Here is a 17,118-nt window from a genome sequence, read left to right as displayed (position 1 = left end):
TTTTTCCGCGCAACAAAGCGTCGGCCGACGCCCGTGCCCGCGCAGCTTTCGGGCGTAGTGCGCGCGGCTCTTGAGAAGGATTCGGCACAGGCGCATAGCGGCGCTCATGTCGACCAAAACGCTCAAATCCTTGTCGACCGAGCTGGCTGACCGGCTCGTCGACGGCGCGCTTCCCGGTGAATTGCAAGGCTTCGGCAAGGCCGAACGCGCAGCGGCGGCGGCGTTCATCGCCGGCGTCGCCGAAACCCGCAAGCCGGCCTCTCCCAACGTCGCGATCGAAACGCTGCCCGGCGCCGACGAGGGCCGGCGGCGGATGCGGCTGGCGATCATCAACGACGACATGCCGTTCCTGGTCGATTCGATCGCCGCGACGATCGGCGCGCACGGCATCGCGATCGAACGCATCATCCACCCGGTGATGTGCGTGACGCGCGACGAGGCGGGACGGATCGAGACGGTTGGTGGCGGTCGCGACTCGGCCGAATCGATGATCTATATCGAGCTCGATCGCGTCGATGCCAGGGAACGCCGCGATCTGGCCGAGGCGATCGAACGTAACCTCGCCGATGTCCGCGCCGCGGTGGAGGACTGGCGCAAGCTCGAGCGCGCGATGGAAAGCGACGCGATCCAGCTCGGCAAGACCGAGCAGGGGTTCGAGGGCGCCGCGCTGCTGCACTGGTTCCTCGATCGCAACTTCACCCTGCTCGGCCACGAACTGTGGATGCGCGACGGCAGCATCGGCGATTCGCTGGGCATCGCGCGCAACCAGCGGGAGACGCCGATGCTCGCGGCGGCGTCGCGCGAACGTGCGATCGCCTGGTTCGAAAAGGGCGGTGACGCGCCGCTGCTGCTCAAATCGAACCTGATTTCGACCGTGCATCGCAGCGTGCCGCTCGATCTCGTGCTCGCGCCGGTGCTCGATCAGCGCGGCAAGGTCGCCGGCCTTTCCATCCATGCCGGCCTGTGGACCAGCGCCGCGCTGGCCGCGCCGCCGCAGGACGTGCCGGTGCTGCGCGCGCGGCTCGCCCAGCTCGAGGCGAAGTTTGGCTTCGATCCCAAGGGGCATACCGGCAAGGCGCTGACCCACGCGCTCACCGCGCTGCCGCACGATCTCGTCACCGCGTTCCAGCCCGAACAGCTCGAGGCGCTGGCGCTCACCGCGATGAGCCTCGCCGATCGCCCGCGGCCCAAGCTGGTGATCGTCCGCTCGGTGCTCGGGCGCCATCTCTTCGCGTTCGTCTGGTTGCCGCGTGACGACCTCACCACCGCGCGCCGGATCGCGATTGGCAACATGCTGTCGGATGCGTCGAACGCCGACCTGCTGAGCTGGTCGATCGCGATGGAGGACGGCGTCGTCGCGCTGATCCGCTACACGCTCGATCTGCGTGGCGAGACGCGCATGCCCGATGGCGCGGCGCTCGATCAGCGGCTCGAACGCATGCTGCGCGGCTGGCATCCGGCGGTCGAGGCAGCGCTCGGCGAGCATGTCGAGCCGGCGCGCGCCGCGCGCCTGGCGCTGCGCCACGCCGATCTGTTCCCGACCGGATACCGCACCGCCAACGATGCCGAGGAAGCGGCCTGCGACGTCCTGCGCCTCGCCGCGCTGTCGAGCGCTGATGATCGCCAGGTGCGGCTTTATCGCTGCGACCGCGGCACGCCGCGCCTCAAAATCTATCGCAACGGCGGGCCGATCGCGCTCAGCGACGCGGTGCCGGTGCTGGAGAATTTCGGCTTTCGCGTGATCGAGGAAGTGCCGACCGAGCTCGCTGGCGACGATCACGGCTTCATCCACGATTTCCTGATTTCCGCGAATGACGAATCGCTGTGCGATTCGGATCAGCCGGTGCTCGAAGGCGCGATCGCCGCGGTGCTTGAGAACGCGGCTGAAAACGATGCGTTCAACCGCCTGATCGTCGACGTCGGCCTCAGCCCTCGCGCGGTGGTGCTGCTGCGCGCCTGGTTCCGCTATCTGCGCCAGGCCGGGGTGAGCTACGGCCTCGCCACCGTGGTCGATGCGTTGCGCCGCGCGCCGCAGGTCACCAAGGCGTTGATTGCCCGGTTCGATGCCGCGCACGATCCCGCGCAGAAGAACCGAGAGGCGGCGGTCGAGGCCGCGCGCAAGGCGATCGATCGCGGTCTCGATGCGGTTTCGGCGATCGACGACGATCGCATCCTGCGCGCCTATCGCAATGTCATCGCCGCGATCCTGCGCACCAACGCCTTCGCGCCTGCCGCCAGTGAGGCGCTGGCGTTCAAGATCGACAGCCACAAGATTCCCGGCCTCCCCGCGCCGGTGCCGTGGCGCGAGATCTGGGTCTATTCGCCGCGTGTCGAGGGCATCCACCTACGCGCTGGCCCGGTCGCGCGCGGCGGCCTGCGCTGGTCCGATCGGCGCGACGATTTCCGCACCGAAATCCTCGGGCTGATGAAGGCGCAGCGCGTCAAGAACGCGGTGATCGTGCCGACCGGTGCCAAGGGCGGCTTCTATCCCAAGCAGCTTCCCTCGCCGCTCGATGATCGCGACGCCTGGTTCGCCGAGGGCACCGAAAGCTACCGCGTGTTCATCCGCGCTTTGCTGTCGCTCACCGACAATATCGTCCAAGGCAAGGTCGTCCATCCGGCCAAGGTCGTCATCCACGATGGCGATGACCCCTATTTCGTCGTCGCTGCCGACAAGGGCACCGCGACCTTCTCCGACGTCGCTAATGCACTCGCGATCGAACGCGACTATTGGCTGGGCGATGCTTTCGCCAGCGGCGGCAGCCACGGCTATGACCACAAGGCGATGGGCATCACCGCCAAGGGCGCGTGGGTCTCGGTCCAGCGCCATTTCGCCGAGCGCGGGGTGGACGTGCAGACGCAGTCGATCGACGTGGTCGGCTGTGGCGACATGTCGGGGGACGTGTTCGGCAACGGCATGCTGCTATCGAAGGCGATCCGCCTCAAGGCAGCGTTCGATCATCGTCACATCTTCCTCGATCCCGATCCCGATCCGGCCAAAAGCTGGAAAGAACGCAAGCGGATGTTCGGCCTCGCTCGGTCGAGCTGGGAAGATTATGACAAGAAGCTGATCTCGAAGGGCGGCGGCGTCTTCTCGCGCGCCGACAAGACGATCAAGCTTTCGAAGGAAATCCGCGCCGCGCTCGATATCGAGGCGACCGAGCTCGAGCCCGCCGCGCTGATCTCGGCGATTCTCAAGGCGCCGGTCGATCTGATCTGGTTCGGCGGCATCGGCACTTATGTGAAAGCGGCGTCGGAAAACCACATCGACGTTGGCGATCCGGTCAACGATCGCCTGCGCGTCAATGCCGAGCAGCTTCGCGCGGTGGCGATCGGTGAGGGCGCCAATCTCGGCGTGACGCAGGCGGGCCGCATCGCGTTTGCCGCCGGCGGCGGGCGCATCAACACCGATTTCATCGACAATTCGGCGGGCGTCGATTGCTCGGACAACGAGGTCAATATCAAGATCGCCTTGAACCGCGAGGTGATCGAAGGGCGGCTATCGTTCGACGATCGCAACACGCTGCTCGCGGCGATGACCGACGATGTCTCCAAGCTAGTGCTGGAGGACAATCGCCTGCAGACGCTGGCGCTGTCGATCATGGAGAATGAGGGCGCGCGGTCGCTGCCATCCTATGTCCGCGTGATCGAGATTTTCGAAACTGCCGGCCGCCTCGATCGCGCGGTCGAGGGCCTTGCCACCAACGACGATCTGCTGCGCCGCGACCAGGAGGGCCGGGGCCTCACACGTCCCGAGCTCGCGGTGTTGCTGGCGACTGCCAAGCTCGCGCTGCAGGATGCAATCGAAAATCACGGTCTCGGTCGCGCGGCCGAGCTGGTCGGCGATCTCCATGCTGCTTTCCCGGCGGCGATGCGGGCGCAATTTGCCACCGCGATCGACGAGCATCGCCTGCGCAACGAGATCGTCGCGACCAAGCTCGCCAACCGTATCGTCAATCGCATGGGCGTGCTCCATCCGCTCGAGCTCGCCGAGGAGGAAGGCGCGTCGCTCGCCGACATCGCGGCGATGTTCGTCGTCGCCGAGCGGTTGTTCGATCTGCCGGCGCTGTGGGCCGAGATCGAGAGCGCCGACATGCCGGAAGCCGCGCGCCTCGCCTTGTTCGACGAGGTCGCGGTGGCGACGCGCTCGCAGATCGCCGATCTGCTGCGCGTCTGCGCGCCCGGCACCGGCCCCGGCGCGGCGATCGATCTGCTCAAGCCCGGCATCGATCAACTCGGCCAGCAAGCGAAGGATCTGTTGCTCGACGAGGCACGCGCGCATTCGGCGCGCATCGCCGATCAGCTCATCACCGCCGGCGCTCCCAGGAAGCTGGTGGCCAAGGTCGTTCGCTTGTTCGAGCTCGACGGCGCCGTCGGCCTTGCCGATCTCGGCCAGCGGCTGAAGCTCGACGAAGCAGTGCTGACCCGCGCCTTCACGCGGCTCGGCGCCGCGCTCGGGCTCGATTGGGCGCAATCCAACGCCGCGCGGATCGGCTCGAGCGATCCGTGGGAGCGTCTGTTGATCGCCGGGCTGGCGCGCGATTTCCAGCAGCTCCGGCTCGAATTCCTCGCGCGCAGCGAAGGCGACCCGCAGGCGATGGTCGATCGCTGGATCGAGGCCAACGGGCCGCGCGTGGCACAGTTCAACCGCCTCGTCGCCCGCGCCCGCCAGGCGCCCGCGCCGAGTGCCGCGATGCTCGCCCAGATCGCCGGCCAGGCCCGCGTCCTGCTCGGCCGCAGCGGCTAGGGTTGATCGCCATCTCCGCCTTGCGAGTCGGTTGCCCTTTCCTCGCGCGGCCGCTGCGACTACATTCGCGCGCAACGGGGTAATTTCGACGCAAGCGGAGACGATGGCGCGCAAGATTGATCTGGAAGCATTGTGCCACGAAAAGGGCCTGCGCATCACCGAGCAGCGCCGGGTGATCGCGCGCGTCCTGTCCGATGCCGAGGATCATCCCGATGTCGAGAAGGTCTATGAGCGTGCCTCGGCGATCGATCCGGGTATCTCGATCGCCACCGTCTATCGCACCGTGCGCCTGTTCGAGGAGGCCGGCATCCTCGATCGCCACGATTTCGGCGACGGCCGCTCGCGTTACGAGCCCGCGCCCGAATCGCATCACGATCACCTGATCGACGTCGAGACCGGCAAGGTGCTCGAATTCGTCGATCCCGAGCTCGAGCAGCTCCAGAAGCAGATCGCCGAGAAGCTGGGCTTCCGCCTCGTCGATCATCGCATGGAGCTTTATGGCGTCTCGCTCGATCGCAAGAGCTGATCGGCTCGCCACGCCGCGCGCCCTCGTCCGCGTCGCCGGGCTGATCGGCGCGCTGCTCGTCTGTGTACCGCTGCACGGTTTGTGGCGGCTGTTCCGACTTCCTTCGCCCTGGCCGCGTCTGTTCCTCGGCAGCGCCGCACGAATCTGCGGCGCGCGCGTGCGCACCACCGGCACGCCGCTCAAGCGCAACGTCATCTATCTCTCGAATCACCGGAGCTGGCTCGATATTCTGGTCATTGCCGGGGCCACCGGCAGCGCGTTCGTCGCCAAGGCCGAGCTGCGCGCCGCGCCGGTGGTCGGCTGGCTGGCCACGCTCAACCGCACCATCTTCGTCGCGCGCACCGACCGCATGGGTATCGCGGCGCAGATCGCCGAACTCGGCGCAGCAATCCGGCAGGGCTGGGCGGTGACGATCTTTCCCGAAGGCACGACCAGCGGGCATGACGAGCTGCTGCCGTTCAAGGGCTCGCTGCTCGCCGCGCTCGAGCCGCCGCCGCCCGGCGTGATGGTGCAGCCGATCCTGCTCGATTACGGCGCGGCCGGCCCTCTGGTCGCCTGGGTCGGCGACGAGCCGGGGCAGGAAAACGCGCTCAAGATTCTCGGGCATCGCGGCAGTTTCGAGGTGACGGTCGATTTCCTCGCGCCGTTCGATCCCGCCGATCATCCCGGTCGCAAGGGCATCGCCGCGGCCGCGCATCGCGAAATCCGCGCCCGGCTCGATGAGCGGCTGGCTGATCCAAGTTATTGATCGCCCGATCGAAGCATCCTAGCGTCGGCGCGCTCATACCTTTCGGGGGGAAGGGATGTGGTCGAGTCGCACCTATCCACGTTGGCTCAGGCATTCATGGCAGCGCCGCTCGATCCGGGCGGTTGGGACCGGGCATTGCGTCTGATGGCCGCGCATGCCGGCGCGGCGCATGGCCAGCTGATCGCGGTCGGCGGCCAGCAGCCCGTGCCGTTCAATCACATCACCGATTACGATTTCGATCGTCATCGCGAATTCGACGAACGCCAGGAAAGCTATTCGAGCGACAATTGGCGCATCGGCGCGTCGCGCGGTCCGATGGAGATCGTCAGCGAGCGTGATTATGACGCCGCGCGAACGCTCTGCCGCAGCGATTTCTACGACGATTTCGTCGCGGATGCCGATATTCCGTTCGGCTGCCAGACGGTATTGATCGAACAGCCCGGGCGGTTGCTGGGCCTCGCCGCCTTGCGCAATCGCACAGACGGCCGGAGCAGCGAGGCTGATCGCGACGCCTTCGCCGCGGCGGCCCCGCTGGCGCTGGCCGCGGCGCGGATGCAGATCGCGCTCGAACATCAGGGCGCGCTGCTGCTGGTCGGATCGTTCGAGGCGATGGCCTCGGCCAGCTTCCTGCTCGATGCCTCGGGCCGCATCTGCGCGACGACCGGCCCCGCCGAAGCCCTGGCGCTGGCCGGCGACCGTCTCACGATTCGCGACCGCCGCCTGCGCGCGTGCCGGCGCGGCGTCGATGATCGGCTGCAAGCGACGGTTCGCGCGGGGCTGGCCGCGTCCGCCCCCGGCATGGTCGGCCGCCTCTGGCTCGACGATGATCCGCTCGATCGCGATCTTCGGTGCGAGGTCTATGCGTTGCCGGTTACCGAGTTCAGCTTCGGTTTCGCGCCGCGCTTGCTGGTCGCGGTGCGCGCACCCGCCCCTCTCGGCCCCGCCGCCGAGCGCGAGCTCTCCGCCCTGCTCGGCCTCACCCCGGCCGAAGCCGCGGTGGCCGTCTCGCTGGCCGAGGGGATCGATCGCGAGACGATTGCCAGTGCGCGCGGCAGCACGCTCGGCACGGTCAATGCCCAGATCAAGAGCCTGTTCCGCAAGGCCGATGTGAGCCGCGAGGCTGAGCTCGTCGCCTTGCTCAACCGCCTATTGCGCTAGGCAGCGGCTCGACGCCCGCAGACGATCCCGCTATAGCGCGCGCCATCATGAAATCCGCGCCCAAGACCTTCGCCGTCAAGTCGTTCGGCTGCCAGATGAACGTCTATGATGGTGAGCGCATGGCCGAACTGATGGCCGAGCAGGGCCTCGCGCCCGCCGACGCGGCGGAGGCCGATCTCGTCGTGCTCAACACCTGCCATATCCGCGAAAAGGCGACCGAGAAGGTCTATTCGGATATCGGCCGGCTGCGCAAGCGGGAGGACGGCAGCCAGCCGATGATCGCGATCGCCGGCTGCGTCGCCCAGGCCGAGGGCGAGGAGATCGTGCGCCGCGCCAAGGTCGATGTCGTCGTCGGCCCGCAGGCCTATCACAACCTGCCGCAGCTCGTTGCCGATGCCGCCGCAGGCAAGCCCGCGCTCGATACCGATATGCCGGTCGCTTCGAAATTCGGCGTGCTACCCGCGCGCCGCAAGGTCGGCCCGTCGGCATTCCTCACCGTGCAGGAGGGCTGCGACAAGTTCTGTACCTATTGTGTCGTGCCCTATACCCGTGGTGCCGAGGTCAGCCGGCCGTTTGCCGCGATCGTCGACGAGGCGAAGGCGCTGGTCGATGCCGGCGCGCGCGAGATCACGCTGCTCGGCCAGAACGTCAACGCCTGGGCGGATGAAGACGGCGGGCTCGATCACCTGATCCGCGCGCTCGATCGCATCCCCGGCCTCGCGCGGATCCGCTACACGACCAGCCATCCCAACGACATGACGCAAGGCCTGATCGACGCGCACGCGGATGTCGAATCGCTGATGCCGTTCCTCCACCTGCCGGTGCAATCGGGCAATGATCGCGTGCTCAAGGCGATGAACCGCAGCCATAGCCGCTCGTCGTATCTGCGCATCCTCGATCGCGTCCGCGCCGCGCGGCCCGATATCGCGCTATCGGGCGATTTCATCGTCGGATTTCCGGGCGAAACCGATACCGAGTTCGAAGAGACGCTCAGCCTCGTCGACGAGGTCGGCTACGCCCAGGCGTTCAGTTTCAAATACAGCCCGCGCCCCGGCACGCCCGCCGCGACGATGCCCGGCCAGATCGAGCCGCATGTCATGGACGAGCGCCTCCAGCGCCTGCAGGCCGCGCTCAATCGCGATCAGGCGGCGTTCAACGCGGCCAGCGTCGGCAAGACCTGCGCGGTGCTGATCGAGCGCGCCGGCCGCCATCCCGGCCAGATGCTCGGCAAGTCGCCCTGGCTGCAATCGGTCCATCTCGATAGCGATGCCGCGATCGGCGATCTGATCGCGGTAGAAATCGTCCAGGCCGGCCCCAATTCGCTCGGCGGCGTCGCCCGGCTGCGCACCGCGGCCTAGCGTTCCGGTCCCGCCCCAAGTCGATCAGCCAGAACTGAATGGCGATTCGCCCTATCCGGCGCCCGCCGAAACGCCCAGCACCACAGCGGCGATCGCCAGTGCCACGCCGCCGCTGTAGATCACCGCGCGCCACCGCCACCCATGCTGCCAGCTCAGCCGCGCGGCGGTCAGCGACTGCAGGCCATAATAGATCACGAACGCCTTGGAAGCGAGGACGATGATCTCGAAGATGTCGGCCGTCCAGGTGATCGTGATCGCCACCAGCGCAGTGATCAGATAGCCGATGCGCGGGGCGATGCGGCGGCCGGTGCTTTCCGATGTCAGCCCGCCGGCCCCGCTCATGTCCGCGACGCCGGCGGAAAATTGCGAAGCGAGCGCGGCGACGATGATCAGCGGCGCCACGGCCCAGCCGAGCGGCGCCAGCAGGTCGATCACTTCGGTCGCGCTTTCGGGGCGCAGCTCGGTGGCCCCGAGATATGGCGTCGCCAGCCCGACAAAGGCGAGATAGATCAGGGTGGAGAGGATCTGCGCCATGCGCATCGTCTTGATGCGCAACGCCGCATCGTAATCGTCGCCGAGGTAGCGCGAGGTTTCGAAGCCCTGCACCAGCACGATCAGGCCAAACAGCACCCGCCAATTGCCGAATTCGCGCAGCGCCGCGCCGCTGACCAGGGGCAGCGTGCCGCCGGCCAGCGCGGTGCCGTCGGCCAGGATCAGCGCGCCGGTCAGCCCGGCGATCAGCGCGAGCTTGATGCCGACCGCGGGCAGCTCGAGATCCTCCAGCCAGTGCAGGCCGCGGGTGAAGCCGGTCAGCCCGATCCCGGCGATGATCGCGGTCGCCAGCCACCGGCTGGCATCGGGCAGGCCGACATGGCCGGTGCGCAGCGCGAAATCGGCGAGCAGGTTGAGATAATAGCTCACCGAGACGAAATAGGAGAGCAGCAGCGCGAGATCGGATAGCCGGTCGATCTGCGCCAGCCAGCGCGGCGGCTGTGCCGCGAGCAGCGGCTCGGCGAGGCGGATGTTGGTGCGGATCGCCGAGCCGAACAGCCAGCCCGCGGCGCACAGGGCCGCCATTGCGATTACCGCCAGTCCGCCGGCGGCGTGGCCCAGGATCGGTGCGGCGACGAGAAATCCCGAGCCGATGATCGACGCAAGCGGGGTAACCGTCGCCCGCCACCGTGGCGATCGCAGCAGCCGGGGCCGCAGCGTGACCAGCAAGGTCGCCGCCGCTATGCCTACCATCAAGCCACTCGGTCCCATCGCGCGCCCCAAATCGCCGGCCGTTATCCTTCCCTTAGGACAGGCGGCGAGGGAGCACCACGACGGCGATCAAATCTGCCGCCGATCCGGGCGGCGACCCGGATCGGCGGCGGCCCCTTACCAGAAGAAGCCGTTATAGACGGTGACCACGCGCCCGGTGCGCATGTTCACCAGCACGACGTCGTTGCCGTAGCGGATCCAGCGCTGATGGGCGCCGGGGCGCGGCAGACGATAAGTCGCATAATTGTCGACCCAGAAGCGGCGGCCGTAATAAGCCGGCGCGAAGCGATGGCCGACCGCCACGGGTCGATAGACATAGCCGCGCGGGCCGCGATAGGCGGGGCGGTGGTAAACCTGGCGGTGGGCGCGGCGATAATCGCGCCAGTCCTCGCGCAGCTCCCGGCGATCCTCGCGGGCTTCGCGATAATCGCCGCGGCGGATGTCCTTGCGCACCTCGCGCTGGTCGTGGCGCACCTCGCGCGCACTTTGCGCACTCGCCACGCCGGGTAACGCGATCGCACCGGCAACCGCTGCCAACACCATCATACGCATACGCATGTTTCGTCTCCTTCTCCGCCGTCGCGGGCGAATCGCGCCCCGGCGGCATGGCATCGATACCTGCCCCGGACCGCCTGAACGGCCCGGGAATCCGATCGTCAGCAACCAGCAAGCTTGTTCGCTGCCGCGGCCGGCACGCCGATACGCGCGCCGATGCCTTCCGGTTCCCGTTGGAGTTGGATTGAAACCGGGCTGGTACCGCTTCCACGCAGTGGATCAAACTCTAGGTGCGGCATCTCGGCAACGATTTGCGATGAGCTTTCCAACCCCACGCGAAAAGCGCTGTCCTACACGCGCTTCGTCTGCCACAATCGCCGGCGGATGGGTCTCGTCGCTCCTTTCGCCGCCTTTTGCGGAACGTCCTTCCGCCGCTGCCGTTCGACGACCGACATCGACCCCTTCGATACCGTCAATCTGGTCAACTTCGCGCCCTTCGAAAGGATTGCATGAGCCGTAAACCCGTGCCTGCCCAGACCGGTGACCGCTCCCGCGTCGAGGTCACCTTCGATCGCCCGCAGCTGCTCAGCGCCCTGTTCGGTCACTATGACCAGAATCTGGTGGCGCTCGAAAACCGGCTCGGCGTCTATATCACCGCGCGGGGCAACCGCGTCGGGTTGGAGGGCACCGCCGAGCAGGTCGCGCTCGCCCGCGATGTCCTCAACGATCTCTACAAGCGCATCCAGCGCGGGGAGGAGGTCGATACCGGGCTCGTCGATGCCTCGATCGCGATGGCTTCCGAGCCCACGCTCGACGGCATTGTCCGCGCCGAGGCGGGCGATCGCGCACCGGCGATCATGATCCGCACGCGCAAGAAGACGATCGTCCCGCGCACGCCGATGCAGGCGACCTATATGCGCGATCTCATCAACAACGACATGATCTTCGCGCTCGGTCCCGCCGGCACCGGCAAGACCTATCTCGCGGTGGCCCAAGCCGTCGCCCAGTTGATGACCGGCAGCGTCCAGCGCCTGATCCTGTCGCGTCCCGCGGTCGAGGCGGGCGAGCGGCTCGGCTTCCTGCCCGGCGATATGAAGGAGAAGGTCGATCCCTATCTCCGCCCGCTGTATGATGCGCTGTACGATTGCATGCCGCCCGAACAGGTCGAGCGCCGCATCGCGAGTGGCGAGATCGAAATCGCCCCGATCGCCTTCATGCGCGGCCGCACGCTGGCCGATGCGTTCGTTATTCTCGACGAGGCGCAGAACACCACGCCGGCGCAGATGAAGATGTTCTTGACACGGTTCGGCCAGAACAGCCGCATGGTGGTGTGCGGCGATCCCCGTCAGGTCGATCTGCCCGGCGGGGTGACGGGGTCCGGCCTCGCCGACGCCGTCACGCGGCTCGAAGGCGTCGAGGGGATCGCGATGGTCCGCTTCTCCGCGGCAGACGTCGTCCGCCACCCGATCGTCGGCCGCATCGTCGAAGCCTATGAGGGGAGCGACGCATGATCGCCATCGAACTGACTCGCGAAGACCCGTGGCCGGCGGCGACCGACTGGTCGGCGCTCGCCCGCAGCGCCGCGCTTGCCGCGCTCGCGCGCACCCCGCATGGACCGCTGGCCGATGCGGCCGCAGCGATCGAGATTTCGCTGCGCCTGACCAGCGACGACGAGGTGCGGGTTCTCAATCGCGACTATCGCGACAAGGATAAGCCGACCAACGTGCTTTCGTTCCCGATGGTCCAGCCCGATCTGCTCGAGACGGTGAGCGAGAATTCGGACGATGGCGAGGTGCTGCTCGGCGATATCGTGCTGGCCCATGGCGTCTGCGTTCGCGAGGCCGCGGAAAAGGGCATTTCGGTCGAGGATCATGCCGCGCACCTGATCGTCCACGGCACGCTTCATCTGCTGGGATACGACCATGTCGACGATGTCGAGGCCGATCATATGGAAGCGATCGAGCGTGACGCGATGGCCGATCTCGGCCTGCCCGATCCGTATCTCGTCCGGGAGGATTGAGCAGGACGGGGGACCGCCCCTATATGGCGCTCTTGCACAACAGGGAACAACCGCACCGAGATGCCCGACGATTCGAGTACCACCCCCGCTGGCAACGGCGGGATCTGGCGGGGGCTTCGCGCCCTGCTGTTCGGCGAGGAGGGTGACGAAACGCTGCGCGCCCGGCTCGAAGAGGTCATCGACGAGCATGAGGGCGATCCGGCGCCCGATTCGAAGGGCGATCTGTCGCCGCTCGAGCGCCAGATGGTGCGCAACCTGCTCCATTTCGGCGAACGCGATGCCGGCGACGTCGGCGTGCCGCGCGCCGATGTCATCGCGGTCGAGGAAGGCATCTCCTTCGCCGATCTGGTCAAAGCCTTCGCCGAGGCGGGGCACAGCCGCCTGCCGGTCTATCGCGACAATCTCGATGCGATCGTCGGGATGATCCACATCAAGGACGTGTTCAACATCCTGGCGACCGGGGCGCCGCCGCCGCGGACCATCGCCCGGCTGATCCGCGAGCCGCTCTACGTGCCGATGTCGCGCGGCGCGCTCGATCTGCTCGCCGACATGCGCCAGAAGCGTGTCCATCTGGCGGTGGTCCTCGACGAATATTCGGGCACCGAGGGGCTGGTCACGATCGAGGATCTGATCGAGGAGATCGTCGGCGATATCGAGGACGAGCATGACGAGGCGCCGACCGCGCTGATCGTGCCGATCGAAGGCGGTGGCTGGGAAGCCGATGCCCGTGCCGAGCTGAAGGACGTCGGCGCGACGATCGATCCGCGGCTCGCCGAAACCGAGGACGATATCGATACGATCGGCGGGCTCGCCGCGACGCTGGCCGGCCATGTGCCGCAGGTCGGCGAGTGTATCGATCACGATTCGGGCTGGAAGCTCGAAGTGGTCGAGGCCGATCCCCGCCGCGTCGCGCGCGTCCGCCTGCATCCGCCGGCGCAGCACGATAGCGGCGAGGCGGAATAGGGGTTTGCCGCCAAAGTCACTCACTCGATCAGTATCGGCGAACTAATCTATTTCCGCGATCACATCAGGCGCGTTAGCCTCCGGCCGAACCTTTGAGAGGAGCCGAACGATGGACGCACCGACCACTGATCCGCTGAAGGGCGGATGCCCGATGAAGAAGGCGGCGACGCGCTCGCTGCTCGGCCGCACCAATCGCGACTGGTGGCCCAACCAGCTGTCGATCGACATCCTCCATCAGCATGGCCTCACCGGCAATCCGATGGGCGACGATTTCGATTATGCCGCGGAATTCCAGAAGCTCGATCTCGCTGCGGTGAAGCGCGATCTCACCGCGCTGATGACCGACAGCCAGCCGTGGTGGCCCGCCGATTACGGGCATTACGGCCCGTTCTTCATCCGCATGGCCTGGCATTCCGCCGGCACTTATCGCACTGGTGACGGCCGCGGTGGCGCGTCATCGGGCAACCAGCGTTTCGCGCCGCTCAATTCGTGGCCGGACAACGCCAATCTCGATAAGGCGCGGCGCCTGCTGTGGCCGATCAAGCAGAAATATGGCCGCGCGCTGTCCTGGGCGGATCTGATGATCCTTGCCGGCAATGTCGCGATCGAATCGATGGGCGGGCCGATCTTCGGTTTCGGCGGCGGCCGCGAAGACATTTTCGAGCCCGAAAAGGACGTCTATTGGGGCACCGAGGAGGAATGGGTCGGCGCCGAAGGCAGCCAGACGCGCATCGATCCCGATAAGGAAATGGCGCTCGAAAACCCGCTCGCCGCGATCCAGATGGGCCTCATCTACGTCAATCCCGAAGGTCCGGGCGGCAACCCCGATCCCGCGCAATCGGCCCGCGACATCCGCGAGACCTTCGCGCGCATGGCGATGAACGACGAGGAAACGGTGGCGCTCACCGCGGGCGGCCACACCTTCGGCAAATGCCATGGCGCCGGCGACGCCAGCCTGGTCGGCGCCGAGCCCGAAGGCGCGGATATCGCGCAGCAGGGGCTCGGCTGGATGAGCGGCCATGAATCGGGCGTCGGCGATCACACGATCACCAGCGGCCTGGAGGGCTCATGGACGCCGACGCCGATCAAATGGACGATGAACTATTTCCACATGCTGCTCGATTACGATTACGAGCTCGTCCGCAGCCCGGCGGGGGCGCAGCAATGGCAGCCCAAGAACCAGAAGCCGGAAGATATGGCGCCGGCCGCGCACGATCCGTCGAAGCATGTGCCGACGATGATGACCACCGCCGACATGGCGATGAAGGTCGATCCCGAATATCGCAAGATTTCGGAGCGGTTCAGAAACGATCCCGCGGCTTTCGCCGATGCCTTCGCGCGCGCCTGGTTCAAGCTCACGCATCGCGACATGGGGCCGAAGATCCGGTATCTCGGCCCCGACGTGCCGGCCGAGGATCTGATCTGGCAGGATCCGTTGCCAAAGGCCGAGGGCACACCGATCAGCGATGCTGACGTCGCCGCGCTCAAGCAGCGTATCGCCGATTCGGGGCTGTCGGTGGCGCAACTCGTCAAGACCGCCTGGGCCTCGGCGTCGACCTTCCGCGGCTCAGACAAGCGCGGCGGTGCCAATGGTGCGCGCATCCGGCTTGCCCCGCAGAAGGATTGGGAGGTCAACGAGCCGGCAGAACTCGCCAAGGTTCTCCAGGTCTATGAAGGCATCAAGCGCGATTCAGGGAGCGCGGTCTCGATCGCCGATCTGATCGTGCTCGGCGGCTCGGTCGGCATCGAGCAGGCGGCGAAGGCTGCCGGCCACGATGTCACGGTGCCGTTCGCGCCGGGCCGCGTCGACGCCACGGACGAGCTTACCGATGCCGCCAGCTTCGAGCCGCTAGAGCCCAAGGCGGACGGCTTCCGCAATTATCTCTCGGTGCCGTTCAGCGTGCCGACCGAGGAATTGCTGGTCGATCGCGCGCAGCTCCTCGGCCTCAGCGCACCGGAAATGACCGTGCTGGTCGGCGGCCTGCGTATCCTCGGCGCCAATCATGGCGGGTCGAAGCACGGCGTGTTCACCGATCGGCCGGGCCAGCTGACTAATGATTTCTTCGTCAACCTGCTCGATATGCATACCGCCTGGAAGGAACGCGATCCGGCGGGCGACGAGGAATTCGTCGGCACCGATCGCGCCACCGAAAAGGAAAAGTGGACGGCGACGCGCACCGATCTCGTGTTCGGCTCCAACTCGCAGCTCCGCGCGATTTCCGAAGTCTATGCAGCGAGCGACGCGAGCGCGACGTTCGTCGCCGATTTCATCGCCGCCTGGACCAAGGTGATGAACGCAGACCGTTTCGATCTCCATCGCTGAATCGTTTCGGGTCGCCATTCTGCGCTGCCGGGCGTCGCGCCCGGCAGCGCTTCTTTTTTGACTTGTCGAGCGGCGCCGTCCCCCTAGAATCGCGCCATGCTCAAGCACATCGTCCGCGTCGCCCTGATCGTCGTCATCATCGTCGCGGCGGGAATTTTCTATTTCTCGCGGCCGGACAAGGCGCGGCTGCCGCTCGATCAGGTGGTCGGCGCGCGCCCGGACATCACCAAGCCGCGCAATCAGCTGATCCCGACCGTCGTGGTCGCCGATGCCGAGGGATGGCCCGCAGGCAAGCGGCCGGTCGCGGCCAAGGGGCTGGCCGTCGATGCTTTCGCCAAGGGGCTCGATCATCCGCGCTGGCTCACCGTGCTGCCCAATGGCGACGTGCTGGTCGCGGAGACCAATGCGCCGCCGTCGAAGGGCGGGGGCCTCTACGGCTGGTTCGAACGGCGCATCATGAGCAAGGCCGGCGCCGGCGTGCCGTCCGCCAACCGCATCACCCTCTTGCGCGACAGCAATCACGATGGCGTCGCCGATCAGCGCTCGGTGCTTATCTCCGGGCTCAATTCGCCGTTCGGCATGGCGCTGATAGGCGGCTATCTCTACATCGGCGATACCGATGCGCTGGTCCGCGTGCCCTTCACGCCCGGTCAGACGCATATCGACGCCAAGCCCGAAAAGGTCATCGATCTGCCCGGCGGTGGCGAACATTGGGCGCGCAACGTGCTGGCGGGCCCCGACGGCAAGTCGCTGTTCGTCGCGGTCGGCTCCTCGACCAACATCGCCGACAACGGCATCGAGGCGGAGGATCATCGCGCCAATATCCTGCAGGTCTTCCCCGACACCAAGGCCGGCCGGATCTACGCGACCGGAATGCGCAATCCCAACGGCATGGCTTATGAGCCACAATCGGGCCGGCTGTGGGCAGTGGTCAACGAACGCGACATGATGGGATCGGACCTCGCGCCCGATTACCTCACCGATGTCGAACTCGGCGATAATTTCGGCTGGCCCTGGTATTATTGGGGTGGTTATCCCGACAAGCGCGTCGAGCCCGAAAACCCCGCGCTCCAGCAATATTCGAAACGGCCGGCCTATGCGATGGGCTCGCATGTCGCCGCGCTCGGGCTCGCTTTCGCCAAGGGCGCGCAACTCGGCCCCGATTACGTCAACGGCGCCTTCGTCGGCGAGCATGGTTCGTGGAACCGCAAGCCGCCGTCGGGCTACAAGGTGGTCTACGTGCCGTTCGGCCCGCGCGGCTTCCCGATCAAGGGCGCCAAGCCGGCCGACGTGTTGACGGGCTTCCTCAGCAGCGACGGCAAGAAGGCTTATGGCCGGCCGGTCGGCGTCGCGATCGGCGGCGACGGCAGCCTGCTCGTCGCCGACGATGTCGGCAACACCATCTGGCGAGTCAGCGCCGCGCGCTAGGGTGTGCGGGTATTCAGCCCATGGCGGGCTGCAAAGCGCGGCTTTCTGCGCTTCCGGTGCTCACGTACTGAAAGTACGCTGCGCGCCGG

13 protein-coding genes are annotated in these 17,118 nt (G+C 66.8%); 11 read left to right on the top strand and 2 right to left on the bottom strand.

Annotated elements, in window-relative coordinates; all coding sequences use genetic code 11:
* Window positions 1–106 precede the first annotated feature (106 nt).
* From K7G81_RS10310 to miaB, 5 genes are all read left to right on the top strand, one after another.
* Complete coding sequence (locus tag K7G81_RS10310; RefSeq protein WP_223030649.1) at window positions 107–4,747, top strand: NAD-glutamate dehydrogenase; 4,641 nt, start codon at window positions 107–109, stop codon at window positions 4,745–4,747.
* A gap of 103 nt (window positions 4,748–4,850) precedes the next feature.
* Window positions 4,851–5,273, top strand: coding sequence for a Fur family transcriptional regulator (locus K7G81_RS10305; RefSeq protein ID WP_223030648.1), 423 nt, complete (start codon window positions 4,851–4,853; stop codon window positions 5,271–5,273).
* The gene (locus tag K7G81_RS10300) at window positions 5,245–6,021 is read left to right on the top strand and encodes a lysophospholipid acyltransferase family protein (RefSeq protein ID WP_223030647.1); all 777 of its coding nucleotides are present in this window, start codon (window positions 5,245–5,247) and stop codon (window positions 6,019–6,021) included. Before K7G81_RS10305 ends, K7G81_RS10300 begins: the two co-directional genes overlap by 29 nt.
* A gap of 96 nt (window positions 6,022–6,117) precedes the next feature.
* Window positions 6,118–7,179: a helix-turn-helix transcriptional regulator gene (locus K7G81_RS10295; RefSeq protein WP_223030646.1), complete on the top strand. Its 1,062-nt coding sequence runs from the start codon at window positions 6,118–6,120 to the stop codon at window positions 7,177–7,179.
* 47 nt (window positions 7,180–7,226) lie between these two features.
* Window positions 7,227–8,537, top strand: a complete 1,311-nt coding sequence (miaB, locus tag K7G81_RS10290; protein WP_255586836.1) for a tRNA (N6-isopentenyl adenosine(37)-C2)-methylthiotransferase MiaB — start codon at window positions 7,227–7,229, stop codon at window positions 8,535–8,537.
* 51 nt (window positions 8,538–8,588) lie between these two features.
* Here miaB and K7G81_RS10285 read toward each other — a convergent pair whose 3' ends face one another.
* Together K7G81_RS10285 and K7G81_RS10280 are read right to left on the bottom strand one after the other, a co-directional pair.
* Complete coding sequence (locus tag K7G81_RS10285) at window positions 8,589–9,782, bottom strand: Aq_097 family APC-type transporter (protein WP_223030645.1); 1,194 nt, start codon at window positions 9,780–9,782, stop codon at window positions 8,589–8,591.
* A 135-nt stretch (window positions 9,783–9,917) separates the two neighbouring features.
* Window positions 9,918–10,352 (bottom strand): RcnB family protein, encoded by a 435-nt coding sequence (locus tag K7G81_RS10280; RefSeq protein ID WP_223030730.1) that lies wholly within the window; start codon window positions 10,350–10,352, stop codon window positions 9,918–9,920.
* A gap of 120 nt (window positions 10,353–10,472) precedes the next feature.
* On the opposite strand from K7G81_RS10280, the gene K7G81_RS10275 reads away from it, so the two are divergent.
* From K7G81_RS10275 to K7G81_RS10250, 6 genes are all read left to right on the top strand, one after another.
* Complete coding sequence (locus K7G81_RS10275) at window positions 10,473–10,808, top strand: hypothetical protein (RefSeq protein WP_223030644.1); 336 nt, start codon at window positions 10,473–10,475, stop codon at window positions 10,806–10,808.
* Window positions 10,805–11,806, top strand: coding sequence for a PhoH family protein (locus K7G81_RS10270; protein WP_223030643.1), 1,002 nt, complete (start codon window positions 10,805–10,807; stop codon window positions 11,804–11,806). Before K7G81_RS10275 ends, K7G81_RS10270 begins: the two co-directional genes overlap by 4 nt.
* A complete protein-coding gene (ybeY, locus tag K7G81_RS10265) occupies window positions 11,803–12,315 on the top strand; it encodes an rRNA maturation RNase YbeY (RefSeq protein WP_223030642.1) in 513 nt (170 codons plus the stop codon). The genes K7G81_RS10270 and ybeY overlap by 4 nt, the downstream gene beginning before the upstream one ends.
* Before the next feature lie 60 nt (window positions 12,316–12,375).
* Window positions 12,376–13,278 carry a hemolysin family protein gene (locus K7G81_RS10260; protein WP_223030641.1) on the top strand — a complete coding sequence of 301 codons (903 nt, stop codon included), beginning with the start codon at window positions 12,376–12,378 and terminating at the stop codon, window positions 13,276–13,278.
* A 109-nt stretch (window positions 13,279–13,387) separates the two neighbouring features.
* On the top strand, window positions 13,388–15,601 hold the full coding sequence (gene katG / locus K7G81_RS10255; RefSeq protein WP_223030640.1) for a catalase/peroxidase HPI: 2,214 nt from the start codon (window positions 13,388–13,390) through the stop codon (window positions 15,599–15,601).
* A gap of 96 nt (window positions 15,602–15,697) precedes the next feature.
* Window positions 15,698–17,029, top strand: coding sequence for a PQQ-dependent sugar dehydrogenase (locus K7G81_RS10250; protein ID WP_223030639.1), 1,332 nt, complete (start codon window positions 15,698–15,700; stop codon window positions 17,027–17,029).
* Window positions 17,030–17,118: the final 89 nt, after the last annotated feature.

It is taken from the genome of Hephaestia mangrovi (assembly GCF_019880555.1).
GTDB lineage: Bacteria > Pseudomonadota > Alphaproteobacteria > Sphingomonadales > Sphingomonadaceae > Sphingomonas > Sphingomonas mangrovi.
Note: the sequence above shows the minus strand (reverse complement) of the source record. Positions and strands in the feature narration are given on the sequence as shown.

Coding starts and splice junctions, on each gene's coding strand:
- K7G81_RS10310 (WP_223030649.1), top strand. CDS start 107: ATGTCGACCAAAACGCTCAAATCCTTGTCGACCGAGCTGGCTGACCGG.
- K7G81_RS10305 (WP_223030648.1), top strand. CDS start 4,851: ATGGCGCGCAAGATTGATCTGGAAGCATTGTGCCACGAAAAGGGCCTG.
- K7G81_RS10300 (WP_223030647.1), top strand. CDS start 5,245: ATGGCGTCTCGCTCGATCGCAAGAGCTGATCGGCTCGCCACGCCGCGC.
- K7G81_RS10295 (WP_223030646.1), top strand. CDS start 6,118: ATGGCAGCGCCGCTCGATCCGGGCGGTTGGGACCGGGCATTGCGTCTG.
- miaB (WP_255586836.1), top strand. CDS start 7,227: ATGAAATCCGCGCCCAAGACCTTCGCCGTCAAGTCGTTCGGCTGCCAG.
- K7G81_RS10285 (WP_223030645.1), bottom strand. CDS start 9,782: ATGGTAGGCATAGCGGCGGCGACCTTGCTGGTCACGCTGCGGCCCCGG.
- K7G81_RS10280 (WP_223030730.1), bottom strand. CDS start 10,352: ATGCGTATGATGGTGTTGGCAGCGGTTGCCGGTGCGATCGCGTTACCC.
- K7G81_RS10270 (WP_223030643.1), top strand. CDS start 10,805: ATGAGCCGTAAACCCGTGCCTGCCCAGACCGGTGACCGCTCCCGCGTC.
- ybeY (WP_223030642.1), top strand. CDS start 11,803: ATGATCGCCATCGAACTGACTCGCGAAGACCCGTGGCCGGCGGCGACC.
- K7G81_RS10260 (WP_223030641.1), top strand. CDS start 12,376: ATGCCCGACGATTCGAGTACCACCCCCGCTGGCAACGGCGGGATCTGG.
- katG (WP_223030640.1), top strand. CDS start 13,388: ATGGACGCACCGACCACTGATCCGCTGAAGGGCGGATGCCCGATGAAG.
- K7G81_RS10250 (WP_223030639.1), top strand. CDS start 15,698: ATGCTCAAGCACATCGTCCGCGTCGCCCTGATCGTCGTCATCATCGTC.